This window comes from Rhizobium sp. Leaf371, assembly GCF_001424045.1.
In the GTDB taxonomy this organism is placed as follows: Bacteria; Pseudomonadota; Alphaproteobacteria; order Rhizobiales; family Rhizobiaceae; genus Ferranicluibacter.
The window spans coordinates 24431-47962 of record NZ_LMQB01000002.1; the positions used below are offsets into that span (position 1 = coordinate 24431).

At 63.7% G+C, this 23532-nt stretch carries 19 protein-coding genes and 1 pseudogene; 7 read left to right on the plus strand and 13 right to left on the minus strand.

From position 1 onward, the window contains the following. Positions 1-55 precede the first annotated feature (55 nt). From ASG39_RS04860 to ASG39_RS04880, 5 genes are all read right to left on the minus strand, one after another. A complete protein-coding gene (locus ASG39_RS04860; RefSeq protein ID WP_062593503.1) occupies positions 56-328 on the minus strand; it encodes an HPr family phosphocarrier protein in 273 nt (90 codons plus the stop codon). 15 nt (positions 329-343) lie between these two features. After that, a complete protein-coding gene (locus ASG39_RS04865) occupies positions 344-745 on the minus strand; it encodes a PTS sugar transporter subunit IIA (protein WP_062477263.1) in 402 nt (133 codons plus the stop codon). Between the two features lie 172 nt (positions 746-917). Then, on the minus strand, positions 918-1406 hold the full coding sequence (locus ASG39_RS04870; RefSeq protein WP_062593505.1) for a hypothetical protein: 489 nt from the start codon (positions 1404-1406) through the stop codon (positions 918-920). A gap of 10 nt (positions 1407-1416) precedes the next feature. After that, the gene (locus ASG39_RS04875) at positions 1417-3171 is read right to left on the minus strand and encodes a sensor histidine kinase (RefSeq protein WP_132535432.1); all 1755 of its coding nucleotides are present in this window, start codon (positions 3169-3171) and stop codon (positions 1417-1419) included. Positions 3172-3256: 85 nt separating this feature from the next. Further along, the gene (locus ASG39_RS04880) at positions 3257-3988 is read right to left on the minus strand and encodes a response regulator transcription factor (RefSeq protein WP_092935839.1); all 732 of its coding nucleotides are present in this window, start codon (positions 3986-3988) and stop codon (positions 3257-3259) included. 385 nt (positions 3989-4373) lie between these two features. On the opposite strand from ASG39_RS04880, the gene ASG39_RS04885 reads away from it, so the two are divergent. The 7 genes and pseudogenes from ASG39_RS04885 to trxA all read left to right on the plus strand — a co-directional run. Then, the gene (locus tag ASG39_RS04885; RefSeq protein ID WP_062593510.1) at positions 4374-5984 is read left to right on the plus strand and encodes a phosphoenolpyruvate carboxykinase; all 1611 of its coding nucleotides are present in this window, start codon (positions 4374-4376) and stop codon (positions 5982-5984) included. A gap of 134 nt (positions 5985-6118) precedes the next feature. Further along, complete coding sequence (gene arfB, locus ASG39_RS04890; protein ID WP_062593512.1) at positions 6119-6553, plus strand: alternative ribosome rescue aminoacyl-tRNA hydrolase ArfB; 435 nt, start codon at positions 6119-6121, stop codon at positions 6551-6553. A gap of 143 nt (positions 6554-6696) precedes the next feature. After that, the gene (locus ASG39_RS04895; protein ID WP_062593515.1) at positions 6697-7308 is read left to right on the plus strand and encodes an alpha-ketoglutarate-dependent dioxygenase AlkB; all 612 of its coding nucleotides are present in this window, start codon (positions 6697-6699) and stop codon (positions 7306-7308) included. 124 nt (positions 7309-7432) lie between these two features. Continuing rightward, positions 7433-8161, plus strand: a complete 729-nt coding sequence (locus ASG39_RS04900; RefSeq protein ID WP_062593685.1) for a nucleotidyltransferase family protein — start codon at positions 7433-7435, stop codon at positions 8159-8161. Between the two features lie 13 nt (positions 8162-8174). Continuing rightward, positions 8175-11363 carry a double-strand break repair protein AddB gene (gene addB, locus ASG39_RS04905; protein WP_062593687.1) on the plus strand — a complete coding sequence of 1063 codons (3189 nt, stop codon included), beginning with the start codon at positions 8175-8177 and terminating at the stop codon, positions 11361-11363. Next, positions 11356-14925: a double-strand break repair helicase AddA gene (addA, locus tag ASG39_RS04910; protein WP_062593517.1), complete on the plus strand. Its 3570-nt coding sequence runs from the start codon at positions 11356-11358 to the stop codon at positions 14923-14925. Before addB ends, addA begins: the two co-directional genes overlap by 8 nt. Before the next feature lie 83 nt (positions 14926-15008). Then, positions 15009-15338 (plus strand): annotated as a pseudogene (trxA, locus tag ASG39_RS04915) (thioredoxin); the annotation flags it as partial. Positions 15339-15420: 82 nt separating this feature from the next. Here trxA and ASG39_RS04920 read toward each other — a convergent pair. The 8 genes from ASG39_RS04920 to phaZ form a co-directional block, all read right to left on the minus strand. Continuing rightward, the gene (locus ASG39_RS04920; RefSeq protein WP_062593519.1) at positions 15421-16761 is read right to left on the minus strand and encodes a folylpolyglutamate synthase/dihydrofolate synthase family protein; all 1341 of its coding nucleotides are present in this window, start codon (positions 16759-16761) and stop codon (positions 15421-15423) included. Positions 16762-16768: 7 nt separating this feature from the next. Beyond that, complete coding sequence (accD, locus tag ASG39_RS04925) at positions 16769-17695, minus strand: acetyl-CoA carboxylase, carboxyltransferase subunit beta (protein WP_062593521.1); 927 nt, start codon at positions 17693-17695, stop codon at positions 16769-16771. A gap of 49 nt (positions 17696-17744) precedes the next feature. Next, positions 17745-18584: a tryptophan synthase subunit alpha gene (gene trpA, locus ASG39_RS04930; protein ID WP_062593523.1), complete on the minus strand. Its 840-nt coding sequence runs from the start codon at positions 18582-18584 to the stop codon at positions 17745-17747. Positions 18585-18588: 4 nt separating this feature from the next. Continuing rightward, a complete protein-coding gene (gene trpB, locus ASG39_RS04935; RefSeq protein ID WP_062593525.1) occupies positions 18589-19809 on the minus strand; it encodes a tryptophan synthase subunit beta in 1221 nt (406 codons plus the stop codon). After that, positions 19806-20480 (minus strand): phosphoribosylanthranilate isomerase, encoded by a 675-nt coding sequence (locus ASG39_RS04940; RefSeq protein WP_062593526.1) that lies wholly within the window; start codon positions 20478-20480, stop codon positions 19806-19808. The genes trpB and ASG39_RS04940 overlap by 4 nt, the downstream gene beginning before the upstream one ends. A gap of 75 nt (positions 20481-20555) precedes the next feature. After that, a complete protein-coding gene (locus ASG39_RS04945; RefSeq protein WP_062593690.1) occupies positions 20556-21335 on the minus strand; it encodes a M48 family metallopeptidase in 780 nt (259 codons plus the stop codon). 126 nt (positions 21336-21461) lie between these two features. Continuing rightward, positions 21462-21914, minus strand: coding sequence for a DUF2852 domain-containing protein (locus tag ASG39_RS04950; protein WP_062593528.1), 453 nt, complete (start codon positions 21912-21914; stop codon positions 21462-21464). A 156-nt stretch (positions 21915-22070) separates the two neighbouring features. Next, positions 22071-23342, minus strand: a complete 1272-nt coding sequence (gene phaZ / locus ASG39_RS04955; RefSeq protein ID WP_062593530.1) for a polyhydroxyalkanoate depolymerase — start codon at positions 23340-23342, stop codon at positions 22071-22073. Positions 23343-23532 lie beyond the last annotated feature (190 nt).

Below are 23532 nucleotides of genomic sequence, written 5' to 3' on the forward strand. Positions count from 1 at the left end.
GGAAAGCGGATCGCAGGCAACCTACATATAAAGACGTCTTTATATGTTTATATCCCTACATTTCCTCGCCGAACCGGTCGCGCACCAGAGCGTCGAGCGCTTCCAGCGCCGCCTCCGCCTGCTGGCCGCTTGCGGTGACGGAAATCGAGCTACCGGTGCTGGCCGCCAGCATCATCAGACCCATGATCGACAGGCCGCCGACGGTCATGCCGTCTTTGGTGACGTGGATTTCGGCATCGTAGGCCTCGACCGTCTGCACGAATTTGGCAGAGGCACGCGCATGCAGGCCGCGCTTGTTGATGATCTGGAGGTCCCGCGACAGTGTCATGAAGGATTGCGCCCGCTATTTGCCGCTGAGAACGCGGCTGGCAACATTGATGTACTTACGCCCGGCCTCGGAGGCCTCCACCAAGGCCTTGTCCATGTCGCTCTCGCCACGCACACCCGCCAGCTTGATCAGCATGGGCAGGTTGACGCCGGCGATGACCTCGACCGTGCCGCTCTGCATGACGGAGATGGCAAGATTGGACGGCGTGCCGCCGAACATGTCGGTGAGAATGATGACGCCGTTGCCCTCGTTGGCAGCGATCACGGCCGTCAGAATATCCTGCCGCCGCTGATCCATGTCGTCTTCCGGGCCGATACACACGGTCTCGATGAATTTCTGCGGCCCTACGACGTGTTCGAGCGCATGACGAAACTCTTCAGCCAGCTTGCCGTGCGTGACAAGCACAAGTCCGATCATGTGTCTTTGCTCCAACTGCCTTTTCCCTTCGGCGGACGATAGCCATGCCATGCCGCAATGCAACAATTTCATTCCGCCTTGGGGCGGTCATCTTGGCGAGGAAATGCCGGAGTGCAAGTCAAAAATCCTAAAACTCGGATCACATGAGCAAAATCTGTGCAGACTGCGACATTTAAAGAGTCGAAAAGCGGCTGAGTGCATCGAGCGGGTCAAGCCCCGGCAAAAGCGGAAGCCGAAGCAGGGGAAGGGTCACTGCGCCCACCATCCAGGTCTCAGCCTCCGGTGCGACCCGCAGCCCGACAGGGGCCAGAACAGGCAGGACGGCAAAGGACATGACGGCCGCCCGGACGCTGCGGATCGGCACCGGGCCGACGCCGCGCAACTCGGCAAGGCCCGCAATGCTCGCCGGCGCGCGGGCGACGAGGCGGTCGCCTTGCAAAGAGATAAGGACCTGATCGTCCGAAACGAGTGCCGCGTTCCAGCCGCGACGAACGGCGGAGGACAGGCAGGCAAGGGCGGTGCTGGTCTTGCCTGTTCCGGAGGGTCCGACGAAGAGATAACCGAGCGTGCCGAGAACGATGGCCGTCGCGTGGATGTTGGCGGGCGCGTTCTTCTCTCGGCGTGCGTGACTGCGTTCGGCCTCGTCCTCTCCGGACTTCATCGCGCAGCGCTCATGCCGCCTCGCCGACAGGCAGCGAGAGGATGAAGCGGGCGCCGGTGATCTTTCCGTGCGGATCCGTCATGTTTTCCGCCCGCAGCGTGCCGCCATGCGCCTCGGCGATCTGCCGCGAAATCGAGAGACCGAGGCCCGAATTCTGTCCGAAGTCTTCGCCATCGGGCCGATCGGTGTAGAAGCGTTCGAAGATGCGGTCGATATCCTCGGCCTGGATGCCCGGGCCGTTGTCCTCGACATAGACGATGCAGCGCGTGCGGTTGCGCGTCAGCCGCACGATGATGTGTCCCCCCTCTTCCGGCACGAAGGACCGGGCGTTCTCGATGAGGTTGGTGATGATCTGGCCGATGCGCAGCTCGTAGCCGCTGACATCGAAGCGAGCCTTCGGATTGTCCTTTCGCTCCACGACGAAGTTGAGCAGCACCGCCTTCTTCTTGTTGCGCACCTGCCGCGAGATATCGACGAGATCGCCGAGCAGCTTTTCGAGATCGACGACGCGCGCATCGCTGCGGGCAAGCTCCGCATCCAGCCGCGAGGCGTCGGAGATGTCGCTGATCAGGCGGTCGAGCCGGCGCACATCGTGCTGGATGACGTCCATCAGGCGCTTCTTGGACTCGTCGCTGCGGGCCAGCGGCAGGGTTTCCACCGCACTGCGCAGCGAGGTCAGCGGGTTCTTCAGCTCGTGGCTGACATCGGCAGCGAAATTCTCGATGGCGGCGATACGGTCGTAGAGTGCACCCGTCATGTCGCGCAGCGCCACCGAGAGATTGCCGATCTCGTCCTGACGCGAGGAGAAATCGGGAATCTCCTGGCGCTCCTTGGCGCTGCCACGGCGCACGCGAATGGCGGCGGCCGAAAGGCGGCGCAGGGGATTGGCAATCGTGCTCGACAGGAGCAGCGACAGGATGACGTTGACGAGGGCTGCGACGCCGAAGACGCGGATGATCGCCAGCCGCTCGGCGTGAACGATCTTGTCGATGTCGCCCGCCTGGGTCGAGAGGAGCAGCACGCCGAGAACGGCCCGGAAACGCTGGACGGGGACGGCGACGGACACGATGAGCTCGCCCTGTTCCGTCACGCGCACGACCGCGCCGCGCACGCCGGTGAGCGCGTTCATGACCTCGGGATAGATCGATCCGTTGCCACCCGGCGGCTCCTTGTAGAGCGGCAGATTGCCCGGCTGGAGCATGCGATTGTACCAGGTGTTGAGTTTTCCGGTCAGCGTCTGGTTTTCGGGCTCGATCGGCGGCAGGTCGAAGCGCAGCACCTGCCCGCCCGTATAAAGGTGACGGCTGTCGAGCAGGAGATCGGCATCGGCATCGAACAGACGGGCGCGGGTGCGGGTCGGCGAGATCAGCCGTCGCAGCACGGGCGCCACACGCTCCTGGGTGATCGGAAATTCCAGGTCTTCATCGCGCGGCAGCGGCGTGATGCTCTGCCCGGCCTGCAGCTCGAGAAGCTTTTCCGGATCGATGGTGATGGAATTGGTATCGACCGAAGCCGAGGCGGCGATGGCACCGGCGATGATCTCGCCCTGCGTCAGCAGGCTCTCGACGCGGGCGTCGATCAGTCCCTCGCGGAACTGGTTGAGATACATGATGCCGCCCACGAGCACGACGAGCGCCACCAGATTGAAGAACAGGATGCGGCGCGTGAGGCTCGAAAAGACGGCGTTGCCGAAGAGGCGGCGGATCAGCGTGAAGGGATGCGCCCAGCGCCGGCCGGAGCGATAGGCTCCGTCCGCTTCCTCGATCGCCGCATGCCTCGTGATGTCTGCCACGTCGGATGCTCAGCCTCTCCCGCTCGTCGCGATGTTCAGGGCGTCATGATTCGAGGCGTCAGGCCGATTCGCGGAACCGGTAACCGACGCCATACAGGGTTTCGATCATATCGAAGTCGTTGTCGACCATCTTGAACTTCTTGCGCAGCCGCTTGATGTGGCTGTCGATGGTGCGATCGTCCACGTAGACCTGCTCGTCATAGGCCGCATCCATCAACGAGTCCCGGCTCTTCACGACGCCGGGGCGCTGGGCAAGGGAATGCAGGATCAGGAACTCGGTCACCGTCAGCGTCACCGGCTCGTTCTTCCAGGTGCAGGTGTGGCGCTCCTGGTCCATCGACAGCTGGCCGCGTTCCAGCGAGCGGGCCTGGATGTCGTCCTTCATCTTCTGCAGGCCGGCCGGACCGGCCGCGGCCGCCGCTTCCCGGTTGGCGGAGCGGCGCAGGATCGCCTTGACGCGCTCGACCAGCAGGCGCTGGGAGAATGGTTTGGTGATGAAGTCGTCGGCACCCATCTTGAGGCCGAAAAGCTCGTCGATCTCCTCGTCCTTGGAGGTGAGGAAGATGACGGGGATATCCGACTTCTGCCGCAGGCGGCGCAGCAGTTCCATTCCGTCCATGCGCGGCATCTTGATATCGAAGATCGCGAGCTGCGGCGGTCGGGCGAGAAGCCCATCGAGCGCGGAGGCGCCGTCCGTATAGGTCTCGACCTTGTAGCCTTCCGCTTCCAGCGCGATCGAGACCGATGTCAGGATGTTCCGGTCGTCATCGACAAGTGCAATGGTCTGCATCGTATTCCGCTCCATCATATCTTCGCGCCTTCTCTCATCCGGCCCCTCTCCCGCTGGAAGAAGGGCGTCATCGACAGAGGCCGGCCAGGATAGACAGAACTCCGCATCAGGAGGTCGGCCGAGGCCGGCGCGCGTTCATGAGTATAAAGGTGGAACAAATTGTGGCGAAGCGAAAATGTCGCGATGACGCACAATCGTTCGTATGAGCGCTGAGGTGCGCACCTCAGATATTTTCAATTCGAAATTTAAACCGATTGAACATTGAACAATTTCCTTTAAATCGATTAATATATTGAATTTATTGTATTTTTTAGGATGTCATCTTGCGTTTTCTGTAACTCCGGCTAATGTTGCGGCATTGATACAACGCAGGGGAGCAGCGCTCATGGAAGAATTTGGCATTCGCAATCCGGATCTCGGAATCGCTGCACTCGGTTTCGACGATATCGTCGCCGTCCGTTACAATCTGACGCCTGCAGAACTCTACGAAGAGTCGCTGCGTCTCGGCGAAGCACAGGTCACGGCCGATGGCGCTCTTCGGGCATTGACCGGCCAGCACACCGGTCGCTCCGCCAAGGACAAGTTCGTCGTTCGCGATGCGACGACGACCGATCAGATCTGGTGGGATAACAACAAGGAAATGTCGCCGGCGCATTTCGAGACGCTGTGCAACGACATGATGGACCACGCCCGTGGCCGTTCGCTCTATGTGCAGGACCTGATCGGCGGTGCCGACCGCGACAACGCCCTGCCGACGCGCGTCATCACCGAATTCGCCTGGCATTCCCTGTTCATCCGCAACCTGCTGATCCGTCCGGACCGCGAAAGCCTGAAGACGTTCGCGCCGAAGCTGACGATCATCGATCTGCCGCATTTCCGCGCCGACCCGGCCCGTCACGGCTGCCGCACGGAAACGGTCATCGCCTGCGATCTCGTCAACGGCCTCGTGCTGATCGGCGGCACCTCCTATGCCGGCGAAATGAAAAAATCGGTCTTCACGGCGCTCAACTACCTGCTGCCGGAAAAGGGCGTCATGCCGATGCACTGCTCGGCGAATGTCGGCCCGGACGGCGACTCCGCCGTCTTCTTCGGCCTCTCCGGCACCGGCAAGACGACGCTGTCGGCCGATCCGAAGCGCACGCTGATCGGCGACGACGAGCATGGCTGGGGCAAGGACGGCATCTTCAACTTCGAGGGTGGCTGCTATGCCAAGACGATCCGCCTTTCGGCCGAAGCTGAGCCGGAAATCTTCGCCACGACCAAGCGTTTCGGCACCGTGCTCGAGAACGTCATCCTGGATGAAAACCGGGTGCCGAACTTCGACGACGGCTCGCTGACCGAAAATACGCGCTGCGCCTATCCGCTCGACTTCATTCCGAATGCCAGCGCAACGGGCACGGCCGGTCATCCGAAGACGATCATCATGCTGACGGCCGATGCCTTCGGCGTCATGCCGCCGATCGCCAAGCTGACCGCCGACCAGGCCATGTACCACTTTCTCTCCGGCTACACCGCCAAGGTCGCCGGCACGGAAAAGGGCGTGACGGAGCCGGAAGCCACCTTCTCGACCTGCTTCGGCGCCCCCTTCATGCCGCGGCATCCGAGCGAATACGGCAACCTGCTGCGCGACCTGATCGCCGAGCATGGTGTTACCTGCTGGCTCGTCAACACCGGCTGGACCGGTGGCGCCTACGGCACGGGCCGCCGCATGCCGATCAAGGCCACGCGTGCCCTGCTCGCCGCAGCGCTGGATGGCTCGCTGGCCGAGACCGACATGCGCACCGACGCCAATTTCGGCTTCGCGGTTCCGGTCGAAGTTGCCGGCATCGAGGGTGGCATTCTCGACCCGCGCTCCACCTGGGCCGATGGCGTGGCCTATGATGCGCAAGCGAGCAAGCTTGCCAACATGTTCGTGGCGAACTTCACCAAGTTCGAAAGCCACGTCGATGGCGGCGTGCGGGATGCAGCACCGGGTCTGGCGATCGCTGCGGAATAAGCGCAGCGAGCCGGAGACGCCCTACCAATGATTTCACGTGAAACCCGACGCTGTCGACAGCGTCGGGTTTTGTCGTTCTGCTCTATTTGCAAAGTGCCCTGAGCTGGAATAAACAGGGAACGAAAGGCGACGGCATGGCAAGCGACCCCCTCTATATCAATGATCGGATCGTGATTGCCGGCTGGGAGCTGAGCGAACAGTTCGTGCTGGCGGGCGGGCCCGGCGGGCAGAACGTCAACAAGGTCGCAACCGCCGTCCAGCTGTTCTTCAATATCGCCGCCTCCCCGTCTTTGCCCGAGCGCATCCGCGACATCGCCATTGGCCTTGCCGGGCGGAAGGTCTCGAAGGACGGCGTGCTGATGATCGAGGCCAACCGTTTCCGCAGCCAGGACCGCAATCGCGAGGACGCGCGCGAACGGTTGAAGGCGCTGATCCTCAAGGCGGCCGAACCCCCACCGCCGCCCCGCCGGAAGACAAAGCCGACCCGCGGCTCGGTCGAGCGCCGTCTCAAGGCAAAAAGCGGGCGCGGAGAGGTCAAGAAGATGCGCGGCCGGCCGGATGGCGATTAGATGAAGTCAAAGACCGGACGCGTCCTTCGGGGACACGATGTGTCGAGCGAAAGCGGATCGATCGCGGTGAGACTCCGGCAACCGATGCCGTCCTGGCCGGATCCATCTTGAGCAACTGGCAACAACGCGAACAGGAGGAGGCCATGCTGGTCCTGCCGAAAGGCTTTCGCCACATTCCGGGCTTTCTCGATCGCGATCGGCAGGAAGCCCTTGTCGAGGCGGTGAGAGGCATCGTCGCCGCGGCCCCGCTCTACCGCCCGGCCATGCCGAAGACCGGCAAGGAACTCTCGGTCAGAATGACAAATTGCGGCACGCTCGGCTGGGTCACGGACAAGGATTTAGGCTATCGCTACCAGCCGCTTCACCCCGTGACGCAAGAGCCTTGGCCCGCCATTCCGCAGAGCCTCCTGGATCTCTGGCAGACCGTTGCCGGCGCCGCCAAGCCGCCACAGGCCTGCCTCGTCAACTTCTATGCGGAAACGGCCCGGATGGGTCTGCACCAGGACAAGGACGAGCAGGATCTTCAGACGCCCGTGGTTTCGGTGTCGCTGGGCGATGCCTGCCTGTTTCGGGTCGGCGGGAGCGAGCGAAGCGACCGGACGGTCTCGTTCAAGCTGTCGAGCGGCGACATTGTCGTCCTCGGCGGAGAAAGCCGCTTGGCCTTTCACGGCGTCGATCGGATCTACCCCGCGACATCGACGCTTCTGAAGAACGGCGGCCGGATCAACCTGACGCTTCGGCGCGTCACGCCTTGAGAAGGGGTCGGCAACGTGTCACCTGCAAGGATCGGTTCTTGAACCCTGCCGCGTTTCGGAAATGATGCAAGGCTTCGATTACGAATCACGGCGCCAACGCAGCGCCAACCCGGGAAAGGGCGACATGCTCATCGAGAATGCCATGGTGCTGGCCGCAGGGCTCGGAACGCGCCTGCGCCCCATCACCGACACCATACCAAAACCGCTGGTGCCGATCGCCGGCAAGCCGATGATCGATCATGTGCTCGATCTTCTGGTCGATGCCGGTATCAAGACCGCTGCCGTCAACGTGCATCATTTCGCAGACCGGATGGAAGCCCATCTCCACGCCCGCGCCGCACCCGCCATCCGGATATCCGATGAACGCGATGCCCTGATGAATTCGGGCGGTGGGCTTGCCAAGGGGCTCTCGCTTCTGGAGTGCGGTCCCGTGCTGGTCATGAACGCCGATCTGTTCTGGATCGGCGAGCCGGAAGGCCGCAGCAATCTGGCGCGACTGGCCGAAGCCTTCGATCCCGCCCGCATGGACATGCTACTTCTCTGCGTCGATCTCGAGCGGACCACGGGGCATGACGGCAAGAAGGATTTCTCGCTTCAGGCGAACGGCAAACTCGTGCGTTATGCCGAGGGCATGTCCCGACCGGTCGTCTATGCCGGCGCCATCGCCATGATGAGCACATTGTTCGATGATGCGCCGAAGGATGCCTTCAATCTCAACATCTATTTCGACAGGGCCATCGCCGCCGGGCGCCTATACGGCCTGATGCTGGAAGGCGAGTGGATCACGGTGGGAACGCCGGATGCGATCGGCAAGGCCGAAGCGCAGTTTGCGCGGCTGGCGGAACGCGCCTGAGGGGACCAAGACCATGACGCCAGCGCGACAGAACGTCTTCACGATCCCGGCCGGCGTGCCCTTCCTGAAGACGCTCGTCCACGCAATCTGCGACGGGGCCATCGTCCCTGAGTATCGCTACGATCCCGCCGATCCTTTGTCGCTTGCGGGCGTTACGATCTTCGTTCCGACGCGGCGCGCGGCGCGCGTGCTGCGCTCGGAGTTCGTGGATTGCCTCGGTGCCCGCTCGGCGATCCTTCCGGTCATCCGGGCGCTGGGGGAGACGGACGACGATAGCGGCTTCTTCGATGCGGAAATGCCCGCCGTCCTCGACCTCGCGCCGCCGCTGACAGGCCCGGCCCGTCTGATCGAACTGTCTCGGCTGATCCTTGCCTGGCGCAACACGCTGCCGCGGATCGTCACCGAACTTCACGGCGACAGCCCGCTGATCGCCCCGGCCAGCCCGGCCGACGCCCTGTGGCTGGCCCGAAACCTCGTGCAGATCATCGACGATATCGAGACGGAGGATCTGGACTGGACGAGCCTGGGCACGCTCGACGCCAGCAACTACGCGCAATGGTGGACGCTGACGCTCGAATTCCTCGAGATCGCCAGCCAGTTCTGGCCGGCCCGGCTGGCCGAACTCAGCCGATCCTCGCCCGCCCGCCACCGCAATGCCATCCTTGAGGCGGAAAGCCACCGGATTGTGGCCGGCGCCATCGATGGTCCGGTCATCATCGCCGGCTCCACGGGCTCCATTCCCGCCACCGCCCGGCTGATTCTTGCGGTGCAGAAGCTGGCGCAGGGCGCCATCGTCCTGCCCGGCCTCGATGAGACGATGACGGAGACGGACTGGAACCTGATCGATCCCCCGGCCACCGACGCTGCACGCCGCGATGATTCCGCCAGCCGGAGCCACCCGCAATATGGCTTCGTGCGCCTCCTCCGGCGCATGGGCATCTTCCGAAGCGAGGTCGTTTCGATCGGCACGGTCGAAACCGATCTCGGCGACCGTGCGGAGACGCTGTCGCATGCCTTTCTGCCGGTCGAGGCGACCAGTTCCTGGGACGCCGTGCGACGGTCGCTCGACGCAGGACGTGTCGAGGCGGCTTTTGCCGACGCGGCCTTGATCGAGGCTATCAACGAACGGGAAGAGGCGACGGCGATCGCGCTCTCGCTGCGACTGGCCTTGCAGAAGGACGAGGAATGCCAGGCGGCGCTGATCACGCCCGACCGGGATCTCGCCCGTCGGGTTGCCGCCGAACTGCAGCGCTTCGGCATCGAGGCGGATGATTCGGCGGGAACACCGCTCGCGTCCACGCCGCAGGGCACGCTGCTGCGGTTGATGCTCGATGTCGCGCTGCGCCCCGGCGATCCCGTCGCCATCACCACACTGATGAAGCATCCGCTCGCCCGCTTCGGCGTTTCGCCCGAACGTCTCCGCCCGGCCGCGACGCTGCTGGAGCTGCTCGCCCTTCGCGGAGGAACGGTGCCGGCCGATATCGCCGACCTCAGGCCCCTGCTCGACGAGGCGGCGCCGCGTCGGCGGGCCGATCGCCATGCACCGGAATGGCTGACGCAGGTGAGCGATGCGGATATCGAGGAGGCGCGCGCGGTGGCTGGTGCCATCGCCACGGCCGTCGAGCCGCTCGTCGCCATGCTGGTGCGGCGGCGAAAGGGGGCCGGCGGCTTCAGTACCTCGCTGACCCTGTCCGACTGGGCCGAGCGGACCGGCCGGGCGCTGGAAGGCGTTGCCACGACCGAGACAGGCGATCTCGGTGCGCTCTGGTCCGGCGAGGCGGGTGCGGCACTGGCCGATCTGCTGCGCGCCGTCATCGAGGCCGACGGGCAGATCGAGGCGGATGGCGGGCAGTGGTGTGAGGCAGTGGAAGCGTTGATGGCCGGCTCCGCCGTCAAGCCGCGCGCCATGCGGCACCCGCGCGTCTTCATCTTCGGGGCGCTGGAGGCGCGACTGCAGAGCGTCGATCTCGTCGTGCTCGGCGGCATGAACGAAGGGACGTGGCCGGGACAGACCGCCAACGACCCCTTCCTGTCGCGGAGCATGAAGACCGGCATCGGACTTGAGCCGCCGGAACGGCGCATCGGCCAGCTGGCCCATGACCTGCAAATGGCCTGCGGCACGCGCCGCCTCGTCTTCAGCCGATCCTTGCGCAAGGGTGCGACCCCCACCGTGGCATCACGCTGGCTGCAGCGGCTTCTCGCCGTCGGCGGCAAGGATCTCGGTGAGCGCCTGCGCGAAAACGGACGCGATCGTCTGCGCTACGCGGCCCTTCTCGATGCGCGGCCGGATACGCCGCTCGCGCGGCGGCCGGAGCCTAAGCCCGATTTCGCGCTACAGCCGAAGCGCTATTCCTTCAGCGAGGTCGGGCGCCTGCGCCGCGATCCCTATTCCATCTATTCCCGGCGCATCCTGCGCCTCCAGCCGATCGACGGCTTCAACGCAGACCCGGGCGCGGCCGAGCGCGGCACGATCTACCACGCGATCGTCGAGCGCTTCGCCAAAAGCACCGTCGATCCGGCAACGGCCGAAGCCCAGATCGTGATGAAAGAGCTGATCGACGCGGCCTTCGACGAGCAGCGCCTGCCCGTCCATATCGACGTCATCTGGCGGCCCCGCTTTGCCGCCGTCGGTCGGGCCTTCATCGATTGGGAGATCTCCCGCAAAGACGGAATCCGGCAATCCTTCCTGGAGCGCTATGCGAAATTCCAGGTCGGCGTCGCCGATATCGAGCTGACCGGCATGGCCGACCGGATCGACATCGGCCCGGATGGCGAGGCTGTGATCGTCGACTACAAGACCGGCGCCAGTCCCTCGGTGAAGGAAGCCCGCGCGCTGCTCGATCCGCAATTGCCGCTGGAAGCCGCCGCACTGAAGGCAGGTGCCTTCGACACGGTCGGCAAGCGCCACCCCGCCTCTCTTCTGTATGTCCGGCTGAAACCCGGAGATCGGTTCGAGGTGGACGAGGTCAACAATGAGGGGCGCGCGAAAGGCGATGCCGAGCCGAAGACGGCGGAAATGCTGGCCGACGAATCACTTGCACAGTTCACCGGTCTGCTGCGGGCGTTGCAATCGGGTCAGCGCGGCTTTGTCTCGCGCGTGATCGTCCAGAAGGAGAAATCCTATGGCGGCGAATATGATCACCTGGCACGCGTGGCCGAGTGGTCGACCGCGGATGGCGAAGAGGAGACGGGGGATGCCTGACGATCTCGCACCGACGAGCGGCTCGCCCGCCGACTGGCTGAACTGGACGACACAGCAGCAGGCGCTCGCCTCGGACCCGAAACGATCGGCTTGGGTGTCGGCCAATGCCGGATCGGGCAAAACCCATGTGCTGACGCAGCGTGTCATCCGGCTGCTTCTCTCGGGATGCCGCGCCTCGGCCATTCTCTGCCTGACCTACACGAAGGCGGCGGCCGCGGAAATGTCGAACCGCGTCTTCGAGCGTCTCGGCGAATGGGTGACGCTGGACGACGCGACGCTGTCGGCGCGCATCACCGCACTCGAAGGGCAGGCGCCGAGCGCTGACACGGTTGCCGAGGCACGGCGTCTGTTTGCCCGTGCGCTGGAAACGCCGGGCGGGCTGAAGATCCAGACGATCCACGCCTTTTGCGAAGCGCTGCTGCATCAGTTTCCGCTCGAAGCCAATGTGGCCGGGCACTTTTCCGTGCTGGATGACCGGACCGCGACGATCCTTCTGGCCGACGCACGTCGCCTTCTCCTCACGGCTGCCGCGACGGAAGGCGATCCGGTGCTGACCGGCGCCTTCGAGACCGTTCTCTCGCTGGCCGACGATACCGGGCTCGAAAGCCTGCTCTCGATGATCGTCGCCAACCGGACCGCACTTCAGGTCTTTCTGAGCGAAGCCGAACAGCGCGGCGGCACGGAGCCGGTCCTCCGCGACGCGCTGGGCCTGTCTGCGGAGGAGACGGCAGACAGCTTCGTCGCGCAGTTCTGGCCGCTGGCAGGCCTCAATGGTCCGGATCTGACGCGCTATATCGATCTTTGCCGCGCCTCGGGCGGCGCCAAGGTACGGGATTTCGCCGATGGGCTGGCCGTTGCGGCAGAGCTGAAGACACCGCTCCAGCGCTATCAGGCCGTTCGCGAACTTTTCTTCTCCGCCTCGTCGGGCAAGCCGCGCGCGATCTCGGGCTTCTTTTCCGCACCGCTGCGCAAGGCGGCGCCCGATCTCGAAGACAAGGTGCAGGCCGCCTATGACGCGGTCATCGCGCTTTCCGACAGGCTGGCGCTCCTGCACATGTTCGAGGCGACGCAAGCCGCCATGGTGCTGGCCGAGCGGCTGACGCACGACTACGAGGACATCAAGAAAAGCCGCAGCCAGCTCGATTTCGACGATCTGATCAACCGCACCGCCCGGCTGCTGACACGTGCGGACGTCGGGGCCTGGGTGCATTACAAGCTCGACCAGGGCATCGATCATATCCTCGTGGACGAGGCGCAGGATACGAGCCCGGTGCAGTGGTCGATCATCCGGTCGCTGGCCGAGGATTTCTTCACCGGCGACAGCGCCCGCGGGCGGCATCGCACGCTCTTTGCCGTCGGCGACGAGAAGCAGTCGATCTACTCGTTCCAGGGCGCGCGACCGGAGCGTTTTTCGGAAGAGGAGCGCGAGGCGAGGCGGCGAATCGATGCCAGCGGGCTCGCCTTCAGCCCCGTACAGCTGCAGCTCTCCTTCCGTTCGACCGAGGACGTGCTGTCGGCCGTCGACACCGTGTTTCGCCAGCCCGCGCATGCGCGCGGCCTCAGCGCCCGCAACGAGCCCGTCGTGCATGCCTCCAACCGTGTCGGCCATCCCGGTCTGGTCGAGATCTGGGATGCCATCGCGCCCGCGCCGAGCTTCGAGGAAGAGGACTGGACAGCCGCCTTCGATGCGACGCCGGAAAATGCGCCGGCGAACATTCTGGCCGAACGCATCGCGGCGACGCTTGCAAGCTGGATCGGCACCGAGACCATCATCGAGAAGACCACGCGTCGCGTCATGCGGCCGGGGGACGTGATCGTGCTGGTGCGCAAGCGCGATGCCTTCGTCAACGCGCTGATGCGCGCCCTGAAGACCCGGCACGACATCCCCGTGGCCGGTGCCGACCGGCTGGTGCTGACGGCGCATATCGCCGTGCAGGACCTGATGGCGCTTGGCCGCTTCCTGCTCTTGCCGCAGGACGACCTGTCCCTCGCCGCCGTGCTGAAAAGCCCGCTTTTTGCGGTGACCGAAGAGATGCTGGCAGAGGCCGCGACCCTGCGGCCGCTCGGCCAAAGCCTCTGGTCCGCGCTTCAGAGATCGGATGATCCCGCTCTGGAGCCGGTCGTCGCTCGGCTGGCGAACTATCGGACACTCGCGGATACGCTCTCCGTTCATGATCTCTATGCGCGCCTGCTGGGTGCGGATGGCGGCCGCGCGGCGTTTCTGTCGCGGCTCGGCAGCGAGGTCAGTGATATCCTCGACGAATTCCTGACCTTCTGCCTCGATCACGAAGCCAACGGGCTTCCGGGTCTGCAGAGCTTTATCTCCGGGCTTGAGCTGGAAGCGCCGACGATCAAGCGGGAGCAGGACAAGGAGCGCAACGAGGTGCGCGTCATGACCGTGCATGCGGCCAAGGGGCTGGAGGCGCCGGTCGTCTTTCTGGTCGATGGCAGCGGCAAGGCCTTCAACAACCAGCATGTTCCGGCACTCCGCATGGTGCCCTCCCCGCATGGGCGCGGCCCTGGCGGCGAGATCCCGATCATTCCCGTGTGGCGACCGCCACGGGCCGCCTCCAACAGCCTGATCGACGGCGATACCCAGCGGCTGAAGGCAGGCGCCGAGGAGGAATATCGCCGGCTGCTCTATGTGGGCATGACGCGGGCGGCGGACCGCCTGATCGTCTGCGGCTATCGCGGCAAGCTCGACAATCCCGAGAGCTGGCATGCGATGGTGAAGGCCGGCCTTTCAGCGGATACGGAAGGCCGTCTCATGCCCGTCGATTTTTCAGTGGCCGGGCTGCAATGGACCGGCGCGCGCTGGCATGCGCTGACGAAGCGGACGGAATTCGACATCGAGTCCGTGAAGAGCGACATCACGGCCGAAGACGTCGGGGCCTTGCCGCAGGCCTTGCTCGACCCCCTGCCGCCGCAGCGTCACCTCCCCCGTCCCTTGAGCCCGTCCGGAGCCGGCTTTACGGTGGAGGCGGATGCGGCGGACACGGTCACCGGTTCGCGCCTCTTTTCCGAAGACAAGCGAACCGGGCCGTCTTTGTTGCGCGGTGCGATCCTGCATCGGCTGCTGCAGGTTCTGCCCGCCCGCGCGCCGGGGGAACGGGAGGCCGATGCCGCCCTTTACCTGTCGCGCGCCGTTCCCGGCTGGAGCGAAAAGCAGCGGACGGAAATCGTGCGCTCCGTTCTTGCGGTCATCGAGGATCCTGCGCTTTCCGCTCTGTTCTCTGCCAACAGCCGCGCCGAGGTCTCAATCATGGGAACGCTTCGACTCGGCGCGCGCGATCACGCGGTCTCGGGACGAATCGATCGTCTGGCCGTCTCAGACCAGGACGTGGTGATCGCCGACTTCAAGACGAACCGCGACGTTCCCGGCGATGTCGGTGCCGTGCCCCTCGTCTATCGAACACAGCTCGCGATCTACCGGGAGATCCTGCGGCCGCTCTATCCGGCGCGTCGGTTTCGCTGCATCCTGGTCTTTACCGAGGGGCCGCGCGCGATCGAGGTATCGGACGCGCTTCTCGATGCCGCGCTTGTGGACCTTGCGACAAAATGAGATACCGGACATTGAAATTCAGGGTCTGGATCATCACATCCTGACCATGCCCTGCGGGTCCTCCGCACCATAGAAACCAGGAGCGCATCATGGCGACCGTGAAAGTCGATACATCCAATTTTCAGGATGAAGTTCTCAATGCACAGGAGCCGGTCATCGTCGATTTCTGGGCCGAATGGTGCGGCCCGTGCAAGATGATCGCACCGAGCCTCGAGGAAATCTCCAACGAGATGGCCGGCAAGGTGAAGGTCGCCAAGATCAACATCGATGAGAACCCGGAAATTGCCGCGCAGTACGGCGTCCGCTCGATTCCGACGCTCGCGCTCTTCAAGGCCGGCGAAGTCGCCGACATCAAGGTGGGTGCAGCGCCGAAGACCGCGCTGACCTCCTGGATCTCCAACGCGGCCGCTTAAATCTCCGCTTTATCGGATATGAGAATTGGAAAACCCGGCCTCGCAGCCGGGTTTTTTCATATCGTTTCTTCGTTGACGTCGTTTATCGCGGCGGTGTCCCGTTATCGGCCAGAACGTTGCCGACAAGGTAGAGCGATCCGCCGATCAGAATGCGTGGCGGGACCGGCTGGTCCTCGAACACGGCCGATAGGATCGACAGCGCTTCCGTGACCGACGAGACGGGCTCGGCCTCAAAACCCTGCGCTGCCGCATCCTGCGCCAGCGCGACCGGATCGATGCCGACATCCGAGCCCCGGATGGGCACCGTGAAGACCTGTTCGGCAAGGCCGGAAAAGGCCTGGAAATAGCCGGCGGGATCCTTCGTGTTGATCATGCCGATGATGAGAAACAGGGGTCGCGGGTCGCGTTCCTCCAGATTTGCCATCGTCTCGGCGATCACCTTGCCGGCACCCGGATTGTGCCCGCCATCGACCCAGATCTCGGCGCGCTTGGGGGCGTGATCCGCCAGCCGTCCGCTCGTCAGCCGCTGCAGGCGGCCCGGCCATTCGACCGTCGTCAGGCCGGTCTCGATCGCCGCGTCGGCTGGATCGAAACCGGCAGCACGAACCGTGCGGATCGCCGCGGCGGCATTGGCGTATTGATGCCGGCCGGGAAGACGCGGCAGCGGCAGGTCGATCAGCCCGTCATCATCCTGATAGATCAGCCGGCCGAACTCCTCATGGGCGAGAAAATCCTGTCCGTAGACGGACACGGGGCATCGCAGGCGCTCGGCGGTGGCCACCAGCACGTCGCGCGCGGCCTCCTCCTCCTGCTGCCCGATGACAACAGGACAGCCACGTTTCATGATCCCCGCCTTTTCGGCGGCAATGAGTTCGACCCGATCCCCGAGATAGGCCTGATGATCGAGCGAGATCGGCATGATCGTGGAAACGGCTGGCGTCTTGATGACATTGGTCGCGTCGAAGCGTCCGCCGAGACCGACCTCGATGATGGCGACATCGGCCGGATGCTCGGAGAAGAGAACGAAGGTTACGGCGGTCAGGATCTCGAAGACCGTGATCGTCTCACCGCGATTGGCGGCCGCCACACGACGAACGGCATCTGCGAGCACCGGGTCCGTCGCGTATTGACCGCGTCCGCCCCGAACGCCGAGCCGGTAGCGCTCGTGCCAGGTGACCAGATGCGGAGAGGTGTGAACATGGACCGAAAGACCGGCCGCTTCAAGGATCGCCCGCGAGAAGGCCGAAACCGACCCCTTGCCGTTGGTGCCTGCCACGTGAAGGACCGGCGGCAAGCGCTCCTGCGGATTGCCAAGCCGGTCGAGGAGCCGGGTGACGCGCTCCAGCGACAGATCGAAGCCTTTGGGATGGAGGGCAAGGAGCTTGTCGATCTCCTGCGTGGCTTCGCTCGCCTCGACCGTCATCGCGAGACTAGACGCTGGCCGCGACCGGCACGGCGGCCGCGGGAACCACGACCTCCGGCTCGACGGGACGCTTCACGGCATCGACCGGCTTCTTGAGCATGATCTTCAGCACGCGTGCGAGCGTCGAAGGGATATCATGCCGCTTGATGACCATGTCGATCATGCCGTGATCCATGAGATATTCCGACGTCTGGAAACCCTCGGGAAGCTTTTCGCGGATGGTCTGCTCGATGACGCGCTTGCCGGCAAAACAGATCTCGGCACCCGGCTCCGCAAGATGCAGATCGCCCAGCATGGCATAGGAAGCCGTGACGCCGCCCGTGGTCGGGTTGGTGAGGACGACGATATAGGGGAGGCCCGCCTCCTTCAGCATCTGCACGGCGACCGTCGTGCGCGGCAGCTGCATGAGCGAGAGGATGCCTTCCTGCATGCGGGCGCCGCCGGAGGCCGGGAAGATGACCAGCGGGCATTTTTCCGCGATGGCACGCTCGAAGGCCTTGATGATCGCCTCGCCGGCGGCGATGCCGAGAGAGCCGCCCATGAAGGCGAATTCGTGGACGACGGCCACGAGCTTCAGACCCTCGACGGTGCCGACACCGGCAAGGATCGTATCCTCCATCTCGGTCTTCGCCCGGCTGTCGCGCAGGCGGTCGGTGTATTTCTTCGAGTCGCGGAACTTCAGCGGATCCTGCGCCACCTTCGGCTGCGGCAGCGTCTCGTAGACGCCCGCGTCGAACAGATCCTTCAGACGCGCCTTGGCCGGCATCTTCATGTGGAAGCCGGAGGCGGGAATGACCCATTTGTTTTCTTCGAGATCGCGGTGGAACACCATCTCGCCCGTTTCCGGGCACTTGATCCAGAGGTTTTCCGGAACCTCGCGGCGGCCGAGCATCGAATTGATCTTCGGGCGAACGTAGTTGGTAATCCAGTTCACATGAAACTCCTGAAATCGTTCAGCCTGTCATTGCCCTGAATGTGGGCGATTATTCGGCTGCGGCAAGACGTGCGGCGCGGACGCCGGCCGAAAGGCCGCGAACCAGAGCCTCGACGCCCGGAACGGTCGCGCCCGTGGCCTGACCGTCTTCGGTGAGGCTGGAAGCGACCTGATTGATGATGACGGTGCCGACGACCACCCCGTCGGCCGACGCACCGATGGCGCGCGCGTGCTCGGCGGTCTTGACGCCGAAGCCGACGCAGACGGGCAGGCTGGTGTGCTCCTTGATGCGCGCCACGGCCCCGCCGACCAAAGCCGGCTCCGGCAGAGCCGAGCCCGTGATACCGTTCATGGAGACGTAATAGACGAAGCCCGAGGTGTTTTCGAGAACTTTGGGCAGGCGGCGGCCGTCCGTGGTCGGTGTCGCCAGCCGAATGAAGCTGATGCCCTTCGCAAGCGCGGGCAGGCAAAGCTCGTCGTCCATTTCCGGCGGCAGATCGACGACGATCAGCCCGTCGATACCGGCGGCAAGAGCGTTTTCCAAGAAGCGATCGACGCCGTAGATGTAGATGGGATTGTAGTAGCCCATCATGACGACGGGCGTGTCGGTGTCGGTCTTGCGGAACTGCCGGGACAGTTCCAGCGTCTTTTCGAGCGTCTGGCCACCGGCAAGGGCGCGCTGGCCGGCAAGCTGGATTGCCGGGCCATCGGCCATCGGGTCGGAGAAGGGCATGCCGAGCTCGATGATGTCGGAGCCGGCAGACGGCAGCGCCTTCATGATCGACAGCGACGTGTCGAAATCCGGATCGCCCCCCATGATGTAAGTGACGAGCACCGGACGGCGCTCGGCGGCAGCCTTGGCGAAGGTCCTGTCGAAACGTGCGCTCATGTTCTTACAGTTCCAATCCGAGCAGCTTGCCGACGGTGAAGATATCCTTGTCGCCGCGTCCGCAGAGGTTCATCACGATGATCTGGTCCTTGTCCATCGTCGGCGCCCGCTTGATGACCTCGGCGAGCGCATGGCTCGGTTCCAGCGCGGGAATGATGCCTTCGACACGAGTCAGAAGCTGGAAGGCTTCGAGCGCCTCATGGTCCATGATCGGCACATATTCGACACGGCCGGCATCCTTCAGCCAGGAATGTTCGGGGCCGATCCCGGGATAATCGAGGCCGGCCGAGATGGAATGGCCTTCCTTGATCTGCCCGTCCTTGTCCTGCAGCAGATAGGTCCGGTTGCCGTGCAGGACGCCCGGGGAGCCTGCCGTCAGCGAGGCGCAATGCTCCTCGCCGTCGAGACCCTTGCCGCCGGCTTCCACGCCGACGATCTTGACGCTGGCATCGTCGAGGAAAGGATGGAAGAGGCCGATGGCGTTGGAGCCGCCGCCGACGGCGGCAACCAGCATGTCCGGCAGACGGCCTTCCATCGCCATCATCTGCTCGCGCGTTTCCCGGCCGATGACCGACTGGAAGTCGCGCACCATCTCCGGATAGGGATGCGGGCCTGCAGCGGTGCCGATCAGGTAATAGGTATCGTCCACATTGGTGACCCAATCGCGCAGGGCCTCGTTCATGGCGTCCTTCAGCGTGCCGTGGCCGGCCGTGACGGGACGGACTTCCGCGCCGAGCAGCTTCATGCGGAAGACGTTCGGCGACTGACGCTCGACATCGGTCGCGCCCATATAGACGACGCAGGGCAGGCCGAAGCGGGCGGCAACGGTCGCGGTCGCCACGCCATGCTGGCCGGCACCGGTTTCCGCGATGATGCGCGTCTTGCCCATGCGCTTGGCAAGCAGGATCTGGCCAAGGCAATTGTTGATCTTGTGCGAACCGGTGTGGTTGAGCTCGTCGCGCTTGAAGTAGACCTTCGCGCCACCCAGCTCTTCCGTCAGCCGCTCGGCAAAATAGAGCGGGCTCGGACGGCCGGTGTAGTGCGTGTTGAGATGTTCGAGCTCTGCCTTGAAGGCAGGATCGGTCTTGGCCTTCTCCCACTCGGCTTCAAGCTCGAGGATCAGCGGCATCAGCGTTTCCGCAACGAAGCGACCGCCGAAAATGCCGAAGCGGCCGTCCTCATCGGGACCGGAACGGAAGGAATTGGGTAAAGGGGTCTGATTCACGTCGTGCTCCTTAACCGGAAAGGCTCTGCACGAGCCTCAGCAACGGCATCGAAAAACTCTTCCATCCGCCTGAGATCCTTGACGCCGGGCGCGCGCTCCACTCCGGAGGAGATGTCGATCGCGCGCGTGCCTGTCTTCTCCAGGGCCTCGCGGATATTTCCGGCGTTGAGGCCGCCGGAAAGCATGTAATCCACCTCGGCGTCAAGCGCATCGAGGAGCGTCCAGTCGAACGATACGCCGTTGCCGCCCGGGATCTCGGAGCCCTTTGGCGCTTTGGCATCGAACAGGAAGCGATCGGCAATGCCGATATAAGCATCGACCGCACGCAGATCCTCGGCTTCGCGCACCGAAAACGCCTTCATGACCGGGCGACCGTAAATGGCACGGATGTCCAGCGTGCGCGCGGCCGTCTCGTGACCGTGGAGCTGAAGAATGTCGGGGTCGAGCGACGAGACGATTTCGTCCAGCGTGTCGTTGTCCGCATCGACCGCTACGGCAACGATCTTCGCGCGACCGCGAATCCGGTCGGCAAGCCGCGCGGCATCGTCCGGCTCGATATTGCGCGGGCTCTTATCAAAGAAGATGAAGCCGACATGGTTCGCGCCCAAGGCAACCGCCTTGTCGACGGCCTCGGCGGTCTTCAATCCGCAGATCTTGACATCGATGGTCATACGGCATCGCATTTGCATGAATCGGCCTGCGAGTCGAGCCAAAACAAGGGCTCGCGCCTGTGTCGCAGGCCGCGATCAGGTGAAGTCGATGGCGTGAAGAAGCGTCCCGTTACGCTTCAGCCAGTGACGGGCGTCCGGGGTGCGGGGGCAGAGCCGTTCGCAGAGCGCCCAGAAGTTCGGGCCGTGGTTCATTTCCTTGAGGTGGGCGACCTCATGGGCGGCGAGATAATCGATGACATAGGGCGGCGCCATGACGATGCGCCAGGAGAAATTCAGCGCGCCATCCACCGCGCAGGAGCCCCAGCGGCTTCGCGTGTCGCGCAGCGTCATCGACTTGATCCGCCGCCCGACGGTTAACGCATGCGCGGGCGCCAGACGCTCCAGGTCCTTGCGGGCTTCCTTCTTCAGGAAATCGGCGATGCGGCGGCCGAGATGCTCGGGCGCACCGCTGACCCGGAGCACGGGCTCATCCTCGACCACGGCGCTTTCCGTGACGCCGCGCAGGCGCCCCGTCCGTTCGATACGGTGGGCGATGCCGCGCACGAAGATCATGCCGCCTTCCTCCAGCACGCTTTCGCCGGAAAAGCGTGCGAGCCGACTTGAGAGCCAAGCCTGATGACGATCGAGAAACTGGGTGATTTCGCGCTCGGGCAGCCCTTCGGGGATGGTCATCTTCAAGGCCCGGCCACCGGGCTCGATGCGCAGGGTCATGCGTGTCGCACGCGGGTTCTGCCGGATGGTCAACGGAACCGGCCGCTCATCGACGATCAACGTCTTCACCACGGTCTTTGTCGCCGGCCGGACAGGTGCGACCGGCTTCTTGCGGCGAACGGGATTCAGCAGCAGAGGAAACATGACGTTCCTGATAGATGATTCGCGGGCTTTGCGCCGCAGGCGCGGCATGAAAAAGCCGGCCTTCCTGCTTGAGGGAGGCCGGCCTTGGGGTGTCGAGGGCCGTTGCGTGACACGGCGCTTGATGGATCAGTTGCCGGTGTAACCGGTGACCGGACCGTTCGACGGTTTGTCGCGCTCGCGCATGAAGCGGTCGAAATCGTCCTGGTCCTTGGCACGGCGCAGTTCGCGGACATAGGCGTCGAAATCTTCGCGCATGTCGTCCAGGCGGCGGCGTTCTTCATCGAGACGCGTCAGTTCCGCTTCGCGCCAGTCGTCGAAAGCGACGTTGCCGGTATCGCCTGCACGGTAGGTACCGCGCGTGAAACCACTCCTGCGAAGGCCACCAAAGCTGCCCCTGAACGTGGAAAAGACCGTGTCGACAGAGGCATTCGCGTCGCGCTTGAAGGATTTCAGGCGTTCGCCGAACAGGATGTAGGCCAGCATGGCAAGGCCGAGCGGCCAGAAGACGACGAAGCCGAGAACCATCAACGCAATGGTTGCGGGCGTCCAGTCAGGACGGATCAAGGCATTCTGATTCATGGAGTTTAGTCCTCGTCAATGGAGGGTTCGGTCGTCGAACCCGCTGACGTCGATGTGGGAATAGCGACATTCCTTCACAAGACAAAACGAATCGAAATCGGGCAAATGCTTGCCCGATCTCATGATTTTTCGATGTTTGATTCGCTTTTGCGGGGGTTATCCGGTTTTTCCGCCTCTGATGACCTTGACGGAGGCCGTCTTGTGGCCGTGCTCGCGCTGGAAAGCCGTGATGCGCGGAGCGATCTCGCGGCGGAAGCGCGATCCGTTGAAAACGCCGTAATGGCCGACGTCCGGCTGCACGTAATGCATCCGCATATGGTCGGGAATATTGGCACAGATCGTCTGGGCCGCTTCCGTCTGACCGGCGCCGGAAATGTCGTCGTTTTCGCCCTCGACCGTCAGAAGGGCCACCTTGCGGATCGCGTTCGTATCGACCCGCTCGCCGCGATGCATCATCTCGCCTTTCGGCAGCGCGTGCTGCATGAACACGACATCGACGGTCTGCAGATAGAATTCGGCGGTCAGGTCCATTACGGCGAGGTATTCGTCGTAGAACTCCCGATGCTTCTCGGCCGCATCGCCGTCATGCTTGACGAGATGGTCGAAGAATTCCTTCTGGGCATTGATGTGTCGATCGAGATTCATCGACATGAAGCCGGAAAGCTGCAGGAAGCCGGGATAGACCGGCCGCATGAAACCGGGCTGCGGGAAGGGCACGGGCATTACGACATTGTCGCGGAACCATTCGATCGGCTTGTCCTTGGCAAGCTTGTTGACGGCCGTCGGGTTGATCCGCGTGTCGATCGGGCCGCCCATCAGCGTCATGGAAGCCGGCGACAGGAGATCGCCTCTCGCTTCCATGATCGCCGCCGCGGCCAGAACCGGAACGGCGGGCTGGCAGACCGCGATGACATGCGTATCGGGGCCCAGGAAATGCAGGATCTCGATGACGTATTCGATATAGTCGTCGAGGTCGAACGTGCCTTCCGTCAGAGGCACCATGCGGGCGTCGATCCAGTCCGTGATGTAGACATCGGATGTGGGCAGCAGCGCTTCCACTGTGCCGCGCAGAAGCGTGGCGTAGTGGCCGGACATCGGAGCGACGATCAGGACGCGCGGATCGGACCGGGCCGGTTTCTCAAGGACGCGCTCGAAATGGATGAGATTGCAGAAAGGCTGCCGCCAGACGATCTTCTGGTCGATCGAGATCGGCCGATTGTCGATGATCGTTTCGTCAAGGCCGAATTCGGGCTTGCCGTAACGGCGGGTCGAGCGCTCGAAGACTTCGAGGCCCGCTGCGGCCGTTCGGCCGAGATAGGTTTGCGACAGCGGATTGAGGGGATTGCTATAGGCCAGACGCATGGCGTCGGCTGCGGCTCGCCAGGGCGCCATGATCGCGTGGTTCAATTCGTAGAACTGGTAAAACATTGGATGCAAACTCCTTTTACCATGAGAGGAGACGATGTCTGGCGTGAGGTCTCCGCTCACTTCTCTGTCAATATTTCAGGCTACGCTTTATTGTGCAATGCGGCAAGTTCTCTAGAGTATCAGGTGAGGCCAGTGTGAGGCTGTTCTATGGCGGTCTCTTCATCCGCCATTGAAATAGACAATCGTTCTG